The organism is Gluconacetobacter entanii, from assembly GCF_013155425.1.
Lineage (GTDB): Bacteria > Pseudomonadota > Alphaproteobacteria > Acetobacterales > Acetobacteraceae > Novacetimonas > Novacetimonas entanii.
In genome coordinates, this window is sequence record NZ_JABJWD010000058.1 from 88,342 (window position 1) to 95,764 (window position 7,423).

The 7,423-nt window shown below is 66.1% G+C and carries 7 protein-coding genes; 5 read left to right on the plus strand and 2 right to left on the minus strand.

From position 1 onward, the window contains the following. Positions 1–196: 196 nt before the first annotated feature. Both HNH97_RS11185 and HNH97_RS11190 read right to left on the minus strand, forming a co-directional pair. Positions 197–1,168 carry a quinone oxidoreductase family protein gene (locus HNH97_RS11185; protein WP_171790928.1) on the minus strand — a complete coding sequence of 324 codons (972 nt, stop codon included), beginning with the start codon at positions 1,166–1,168 and terminating at the stop codon, positions 197–199. A gap of 34 nt (positions 1,169–1,202) precedes the next feature. Continuing rightward, on the minus strand, positions 1,203–1,670 hold the full coding sequence (locus tag HNH97_RS11190) for a methylated-DNA--[protein]-cysteine S-methyltransferase (RefSeq protein ID WP_171790929.1): 468 nt from the start codon (positions 1,668–1,670) through the stop codon (positions 1,203–1,205). A 72-nt stretch (positions 1,671–1,742) separates the two neighbouring features. On the opposite strand from HNH97_RS11190, the gene mnmE reads away from it, so the two are divergent. The 5 genes from mnmE to HNH97_RS11215 are packed head-to-tail and all read left to right on the plus strand — an operon-like array spanning position 1,743 to position 7,317. Next, positions 1,743–3,083: a tRNA uridine-5-carboxymethylaminomethyl(34) synthesis GTPase MnmE gene (gene mnmE, locus HNH97_RS11195; RefSeq protein ID WP_171790930.1), complete on the plus strand. Its 1,341-nt coding sequence runs from the start codon at positions 1,743–1,745 to the stop codon at positions 3,081–3,083. A 25-nt stretch (positions 3,084–3,108) separates the two neighbouring features. Further along, entirely contained in the window at positions 3,109–4,971 is a 1,863-nt protein-coding gene (gene mnmG / locus HNH97_RS11200; RefSeq protein ID WP_171790931.1) for a tRNA uridine-5-carboxymethylaminomethyl(34) synthesis enzyme MnmG, read from the plus strand. Between the two features lie 15 nt (positions 4,972–4,986). Next, positions 4,987–5,613, plus strand: a complete 627-nt coding sequence (gene rsmG / locus HNH97_RS11205) for a 16S rRNA (guanine(527)-N(7))-methyltransferase RsmG (RefSeq protein ID WP_171790937.1) — start codon at positions 4,987–4,989, stop codon at positions 5,611–5,613. Continuing rightward, positions 5,597–6,421, plus strand: coding sequence for a ParA family protein (locus HNH97_RS11210; protein ID WP_110914266.1), 825 nt, complete (start codon positions 5,597–5,599; stop codon positions 6,419–6,421). The genes rsmG and HNH97_RS11210 overlap by 17 nt, the downstream gene beginning before the upstream one ends. Beyond that, positions 6,418–7,317: a ParB/RepB/Spo0J family partition protein gene (locus HNH97_RS11215; RefSeq protein WP_171790932.1), complete on the plus strand. Its 900-nt coding sequence runs from the start codon at positions 6,418–6,420 to the stop codon at positions 7,315–7,317. Before HNH97_RS11210 ends, HNH97_RS11215 begins: the two co-directional genes overlap by 4 nt. The last annotated feature ends 106 nt before the right edge of the window (positions 7,318–7,423 follow it).

A 7,423-nucleotide genomic window follows, 5' to 3' on the forward strand; every position in this document is an offset into this window, starting at 1 on the left:
GGTCCGCGACCTTTGGTGGGGGTTCGGGGGCAAAGCCCCTGAGACCTGCTTGCCCCATGTAATGCCGTCGTATGCGCGGAACATCCGGGCGCTGCCCGGACCCGGCAGGGAGCGTGCTCCCTGCACCCTGATCTGTTTAAAAAATAGTGGTTTCCAAAGGTCCGTGACCTTTGGCGGGTCAAGGGCAGAGCCCTTGTTACGGCAGCAGGATCGTACTTCCCGTGGTCTTGCGTGATTCCAGTGCGACATGCGCCTGTGCCGCGTCCTTCAGGGCGAAGCTCTGTCCGATGCGCGGCGTAATCACGCCCTTTTCCACCAGCCGGAACAGTTCCGCAGCCCCTGCCACCAGTTCATCGCGCTTTGCGATATAGGTGCCCAGTGACGGGCGTGTCAGGTACAGGCTGCCATGGCTGGCCAGCGTGCCGACCGCGACCCCTGTTACCGCGCCTGACGCATTGCCATAGCTGACCATCAGTCCGCGCGGTGCGAGGCAGTTCAGGCTGTCCTCGAACGTGGCACGACCGATGCTGTCATAGACGACGGGCACCATCGCGCCATCGGTCAGGGCACGGACCCGTGCGGGGATATCGTGCGTGCCGACCAGCACGTCGGCCGCCCCGTTGGCACGCGCCAGTTCGGCCTTTTCCTCGGTCGAGACGACGCCGATGACACGCGCGCCCAGATGCCGCGCCCACTGACACATCAGCAGTCCGACCCCGCCCGCCGCGGCATAGACGAGGATGTTCTCCCCCCTGCGCACGTCATGCACCTGCCGCAGCAGCATATGCACCGACAGACCACGCAGCATGATGCCTGCCGCCGTCTCGAACGGGATTTCGGCGGGCAGCGCCACCACCCGGTCCGCCGCGATGACACGGTACTGCGCATACCCGCCGAGCATGATGGGATAGGCCACGCGTGCCCCCACCGCGAGGTCATGGACACCGGGACCGACCGCCTCGACGATGCCCGCGCCCTCCATGCCCGGTGTCGCGGGCAGGGAGGGGAATTTGTACAGGCCGCTGCGGTAATAGGTGTCGATGAAATTGACGCCCATCGCTGCCTGCCGGATCAGGATCTCGCCTTCGCCCGGGGTGGGAATGGGCATGTCTTCGGCGCGCAGGACGTCGGGGCCACCATATTCATGGATGCGGATGACTGTGTTCATGGCAGGGGTTCCTTGGGATGAGGGGCGTTGGGGGTCAATCCATGTCGGGCGTGCCGGTTTCCATCTCACGCAGGAAGGCGCGGTCCATCGCCCCGTTATCGCCGGGGTAGGTGTCCGCGTCGTACTCCGCGCATCCGTCCATATCCACCCGGTGGCAGGGGATCAGGATGGGAATCGGGTTTTCACTGCATGCAGCCACCACGTCCGCCACGTCCACGCCGGCCTGCCGTGCGACCTCGGCGCAGGGCATGGTCTGTCCCATCGGGATGGTGCGGATGAATGTCCATGCCGCAAGCTGCTGCGGTGTGCCATAAAGGGCCAGCGGCAGGGTGCAGGGTGTGGTGTCACCGTCGAAATAGGAATCGAGCCAGTTGCACGCGCGGCGCAGCAGGGGCGTTTCCTCCTGGTCGCGGCCCCAGCCCCAGTCGAGCGCCACGATCGTGTCGTCCTCGGCCGAGACGGTCAGCGGGCCGGTGGGGGAATGCAGGGAAAGTTGTGGCATGTGTCACCTTGATCACGACAGGGACGTGGACGATAACCCGTTCCCGTCACAGAGGAAATGGGAACGACCCGAATGACAGCGGCAACCGAGGTTCCAGCAGGGCGGCACGGCGACGGTGCGGCCCCCGTCATCTTCGCCCTTGCCACCGGCGCGGGGCGCGCCGCCATTGCCGTCATGCGCATCAGTGGCGCGGGGAGTGACGCGATCCTGCGCAGCCTGTGCGGTGGCCTGCCCGAACCGCGCCGCGCGTCGCTGCGCGGGATCTGGCGGCGCGATGCGGATGGGGGGCAGGGCGTGCTGCTCGACCGGGCCGTCGTGCTGTGGTTTCCCGGACCCAACAGCTACACTGGCGAGGACAGCGCGGAACTGCACCTGCATGCCGGGCCTGCGGTGATTGCCGGCATGGCCGATGCGCTGGTGGCGCTGGGCGCGCGCCCGGCCGAACCGGGGGAGTTCACGCGACGCGCCTTCGCCAGCGGACGGCTTGACCTTGTGCAGGCGGAGGGTATCGCCGACCTGATCGATGCGGAGACCGAGGCCCAGCGGCGGCAGGCGCTGGCACAGGCCGATGGCGCACAAAGCCGTCTGTATGAGGACTGGGCCGCGCGCCTGCGCACCGCGCTTGCGCATCAGGAGGCGCTGATCGACTTCCCTGACGAGGACCTGCCGCCGGAGGTGGAGGACGAACTGCTCGGCACGATTGCGGGCCTGCGTGATGAAATGCAGGCCTATCTTGACGATGGCAGCCAGGGCGAGCGCCTGCGCCGGGGACTGGTTTTTGCGATTGTCGGCGAACCCAACGTGGGAAAGTCGAGTCTGCTGAATGCACTGGCGCAGCGTGACGCCGCCATCGTGTCGTCGCGCGCCGGGACCACGCGCGACGCGATCGAGGTGCGGGTCGTGCTGGGCGATGCGCCGGTGACACTGGTGGATACGGCGGGCCTGCGTGAAACCGAGGACGAGATCGAGGCCGAAGGCGTGCGGCGGGCATTGTTTCACGTGAAACAGGCCGATTGCGTGATACATGTGTTTTCAGGTGCGGCGGTACCGGATAAGGTCGGCCCCGACAGCATCATGGTCTGCAACAAGATTGACGAAGTCGCCGCCCCGCCGGGCATCACGGGTATCAGCGTGCGCAGCGGGGAGGGGATGGAAACCCTGCGTGACGTGCTGGCGCAGCGGGCCCGGGACCTGACGCAGGGACGTGCGGCCGCCCCCCTGACACGCGCGCGTCATCGCGCCGCGATCGAGGAGACGGCCCGCCACCTGACCCGTGCCGCCGACGATGCGTGGCCGGAAGTACGGGGCGAGGAGATGCGCCTGGCGATGCGCGCGCTGGGGCGCCTGACCGGGGCTGTGGATGTGGAAGCGCTGCTGGACACGGTGTTCGGGCAGTTCTGTATCGGCAAGTAGGGACGAAGCAGGAGCAGGGAATAAGGTGAACGCCACTTACGATGTGATCGTGATCGGCGGCGGCCATGCCGGGTGCGAGGCCGCCGCCGCCGCCGCCCGGTGTGGTGCGCGGACCATGCTGCTGACCCACCATCGCGCGACGGTGGGGGTGATGTCGTGCAACCCGGCGATCGGCGGGATCGGCAAGGGGCATCTGGTGCGCGAGATCGACGCGCTCGATGGCCTGATGGGCAGGGCCGCCGACCGGGCCGGGATTCATTTCAAGCTGCTCAACCGTTCCAAGGGGCCGGCGGTCCATGGGCCGCGCGCGCAGGCGGACCGATTCCTGTACCAGCAGGCGATCATGGACCTGCTGGGGGAAACCGAAGGGCTGGAAATTGTCGAGGGCGCGGCAGGCGACCTCGTGGTCGATGACGGTCATACGGTGCGTGGCGTCGTGTGCGAGGACGGGCGCGTATTCCATGCCGGGGCGGTGGTACTGACGGCGGGCACGTTCCTGCGCGGTGTCATCCATGTCGGCCATGACAGCCAGCCTGCGGGCCGCGTAGGGGAGGCCCCGGCCCGAAAACTGGGTGAACGGTTGCAGGCGCTGGGCCTGCGGATGGGGCGGCTCAAGACCGGCACACCCGCCCGCATTGCCCGTGACAGCATCGACTGGGACGCACTGGCGGAGGATCGGGGCGATGCGATCCCCGAACCGTTCAGCCGCATGACGGACACGATCACCAACCCGCAGGTGTCGTGCCGCATCACCGCGACGACCCCGCGCACGCATGAAATCATCCGCGAACATCTGCACCTGTCGGCCATCTATGGTGGGGCGATTTCGGGGCGGGGGCCGCGCTACTGCCCCTCCATCGAGGACAAGGTCGTCCGCTTTGCGCAGCGCGACAGCCACCAGATCTTCCTCGAACCCGAGGCCCTGCCGGGCAATCCGGGGGGCGACCTGGTCTATCCCAACGGGATCTCCACCAGCCTGCCTGCGGATGTGCAGGAACAGATGCTGCATTCCATCCCTGGGCTGGAACGCTGCCGCATCGTGCGTCCCGGCTATGCGGTGGAATATGACTATGTCGATCCGCGCGAACTGACCCCGGCGCTGGAACTCAAATCCCTGCACGGCCTGTTCCTTGCGGGGCAGATCAATGGCACCACGGGGTATGAGGAAGCGGGCGCGCAGGGCATCCTCGCGGGGATCAACGCGGCACGTCGCGCGGCGGGCGAGGGGACGGTGACGCTGGATCGTGGCACGGCCTATATCGGCGTCATGATTGATGACCTGACGACGCAGGGCGTGTCCGAACCCTATCGCATGTTCACGTCGCGCGCGGAATATCGCCTGACGCTGCGTGCCGACAATGCCGACCTGCGCCTGACGCCGCTGGGCATGGAATGGGGCTGTGTCGGTCCCGCACGACGCCAGCGTTTCGAGGCGGAGCGCGCGTCGATCGAGACTGCCATGGAACGCGCCCGCACCGAAACCTACCCCCCCGAAGCCCTGCGGCGGGAGGGGATTGCGGTCTCCGCCGATGGGCGCGCGCGTTCGCTGCTTGACGTCATGGCGACGGGGGCGGCGATGGAGACGGTGGAGAAGATCGCCCCATGGCTGGCTGACCTGTCGCCACGGGTGCGCCAGCATGTCGCGACCGAAGCCCGCTACAGCGGATACCTGTCGCGGCAGGAGCGCGAGATCCGGCAGCTTGCCAGTGACGGGCGCATCACCCTGCCGCATGACCTTGATTACCGCGCGATCGGTGGCCTCAGCGCCGAAATGCAGGAACGCCTGTCGCAGGCGCGGCCGGTGACGTTTGGCGCGGCACAGCGTATCCCCGGTATCACGCCCTCGGCGCTGGTGGCGGTGCTGTCGCATGTGCGGCAGGTGGCCTGAGGCATGGCACGCGACATGACGACGCAGGAGGCGATCCTTGGACATGTTTCACGTGAAACAGGCGAGCGCCTGACGGCCTATGCCGACCTGCTGGTGCGCTGGAACGCGCGCATCAACCTTGTCTCCCGTCCTGATCTGGCGCAGTTATGGCCCCGCCATATTGCCGACAGCCTGCAACTCGCCACCCTGATCCCGGCGGGCGCGCGGGTGGTGGATATGGGATCGGGCGGGGGCTTCCCCGGACTGGTCATCGCGATGGCGACCGATGCGCATGTCACGCTGATTGAATCGGACCAACGCAAGGCCGCGTTCCTGCGGGAGGCATCGCGCGTGGCGGGGGTGCGCACCCGTGTCATCGCCACCCGGATCGAGGCGGCGGATGCCGGGCCTGCCGACGTGGTGAGCGCACGCGCGCTGGCCCCGCTGCCGCAGCTTCTGCAATGGGGTGTGCGGTTTCTGGACAAGGAAGGATCCTGCCTGTTCCTGAAGGGCAAGAACGCAGACGAAGAACTCAACGCCGCCCATGCCGACTGGTGCATGGCGGTGACCCGAATTCCAAGCCGCACCGATGCGGATGGTGTCATTCTTAGATTGAGCGATATAAGGCGTGTCACAGACCACAACCATGCAGCCGGTCGATAAGGCCGCGCATACCCCCCGCATCATCGCCCTTGCGAATCAGAAGGGCGGTGTGGGGAAAACAACAACAGCCATCAATCTTGCAGCCGGCCTTGCGACGGCGGGATTTCGCGTCCTGCTGATCGATATTGACCCGCAGGGCAATGCCTCCACCGGGTTGGGGATCGGTTACGAAAACCGGCGTCGCGGGACCTATGCCCTGATCGGGGAGGACGCACCGGCGGCGGACCTGATACAGGAAACCTCCATTCCCGGCCTGTCGGTTATCGCGGCGGATACGGAACTGGCGGGGGCCGAACTGGAACTGGTCATGTCGGACCGGCGGGAATTCCGCCTGCGTGACGCCATTGCGCGGATCGGGGGGGAATATGACGTCATCCTGATCGACTGTCCGCCCAGCCTCGGCCTGCTGACGCTCAACGCGCTGGTGGCGGCGCAGGCGGTCATCGTGCCGTTGCAGTGCGAGTTCTTCGCGCTGGAGGGGATCAGCCAGTTGGTGCGCACGATCAACAGCCTGTGCAAGTCCCTGAACACGGCGCTGAAGCTGGAGGGGATCGTGCTGACGATGTATGACCGGCGCAACAACCTGTCGGAACTTGTCGCCGCTGACGCGCGCGGGTTCTTTGGCGATCGCGTGATGGAGACGGTCATCCCGCGCAACATCCGCATTTCCGAGGCGCAGAGCCACGGTCAGGCCGTCATGTTCTACGATGCCCGATCTTCCGGAAGCCAGGCGTACAGGGCGCTGTCGGAGGAAGTGATCGCACGTCTTGCGCTCAAGGCAGGCAGGAAAGGGAAGAAGCAGGGATGAAACCGAAGAAGGACGCCGCCCGTCCGCGACTGGGCCGGGGGCTGGCCGCATTGCTGGGCGATCAGGTGAACATGCTCAATCCCGCGCCGGGGCTGGAACCGCGCAAGCCCATGGACAGTGGTTCGGTCCTGCCGGTCGATGTGCTTGAACCCGGTCCGTTCCAGCCACGCCAGCACATGATGCCCGAGGCGCTGGAGGAACTGGCGGAATCCATCCGCACGCGCGGTATCCTGCAACCGATCCTGGTCCGTCCGCACCCGGACCGTCCCAACGTGTTCCAGATCATCGCGGGGGAGCGGCGCTGGCGCGCGGCGCAGTTGGCTTCCCTGCATGAGGTGCCGGTCCATATCCGTGCGCTTGACGATGGGGATGCGATGGCGGCCGCGCTGGTGGAAAACCTGCAACGCGCCGACCTCAACGCCATGGAAGAGGCAGAGGGGCTTCAGCGCCTGCTGGATGATTACCGCCTGACGCAGGAAGAACTGGCCGGGGCGATCGGCAAGTCACGGCCCCATGTCGCCAATATGGTGCGCCTGTTGCAACTGCCGACGCCGGTGCGCGACGCCGTGCGGGAAAAGGAACTGTCAGCGGGTCATGCGCGCGCGCTGCTGGCGCATCCCGATCCTGTCGCGGCATTGAAGGTCGTGCTGAAACAGGGCCTGAATGTCCGCCAGACCGAGGCGCTGGCGAAAAAGACGGCCACAAAGCGTCAGGTGGCGGCAAAGCAGGAAGAAAAGAACCACGAAAACCCGGAGATCGGTGCGCTGGAACGCGAACTGACGGCGAAGCTGGGGCTGAAGGTCCATATCACGTTTGATGGCAAGGGCGGGACGCTGCGTGTCGATTACCGCTCCCTTGATCAGTTCGATGGATTGCTGAAGCTGTTGCAGGCGTAAGGGGGGGAAGGGGTTCTTTTTTGGGGCCTGTTGGGAATTATGCTTTTTTCAAGCATCTGCATATGATTCAAAGCCTGTATGGATCGCTTCGTACTGACAGACGCCC

What these genes read in the sequence shown, in the direction of transcription:
- HNH97_RS11190 (WP_171790929.1), bottom strand. Translation starts at nt 1,670, where the DNA reads ATGCCACAACTTTCCCTGCATTCCCCCACCGGCCCGCTGACCGTCTCG.
- HNH97_RS11210 (WP_110914266.1), top strand. Translation starts at nt 5,597, where the DNA reads ATGCAGCCGGTCGATAAGGCCGCGCATACCCCCCGCATCATCGCCCTT.
- HNH97_RS11215 (WP_171790932.1), top strand. Translation starts at nt 6,418, where the DNA reads ATGAAACCGAAGAAGGACGCCGCCCGTCCGCGACTGGGCCGGGGGCTG.
- HNH97_RS11185 (WP_171790928.1), bottom strand. Translation starts at nt 1,168, where the DNA reads ATGAACACAGTCATCCGCATCCATGAATATGGTGGCCCCGACGTCCTG.
- mnmE (WP_171790930.1), top strand. Translation starts at nt 1,743, where the DNA reads ATGACAGCGGCAACCGAGGTTCCAGCAGGGCGGCACGGCGACGGTGCG.
- rsmG (WP_171790937.1), top strand. Translation starts at nt 4,987, where the DNA reads ATGACGACGCAGGAGGCGATCCTTGGACATGTTTCACGTGAAACAGGC.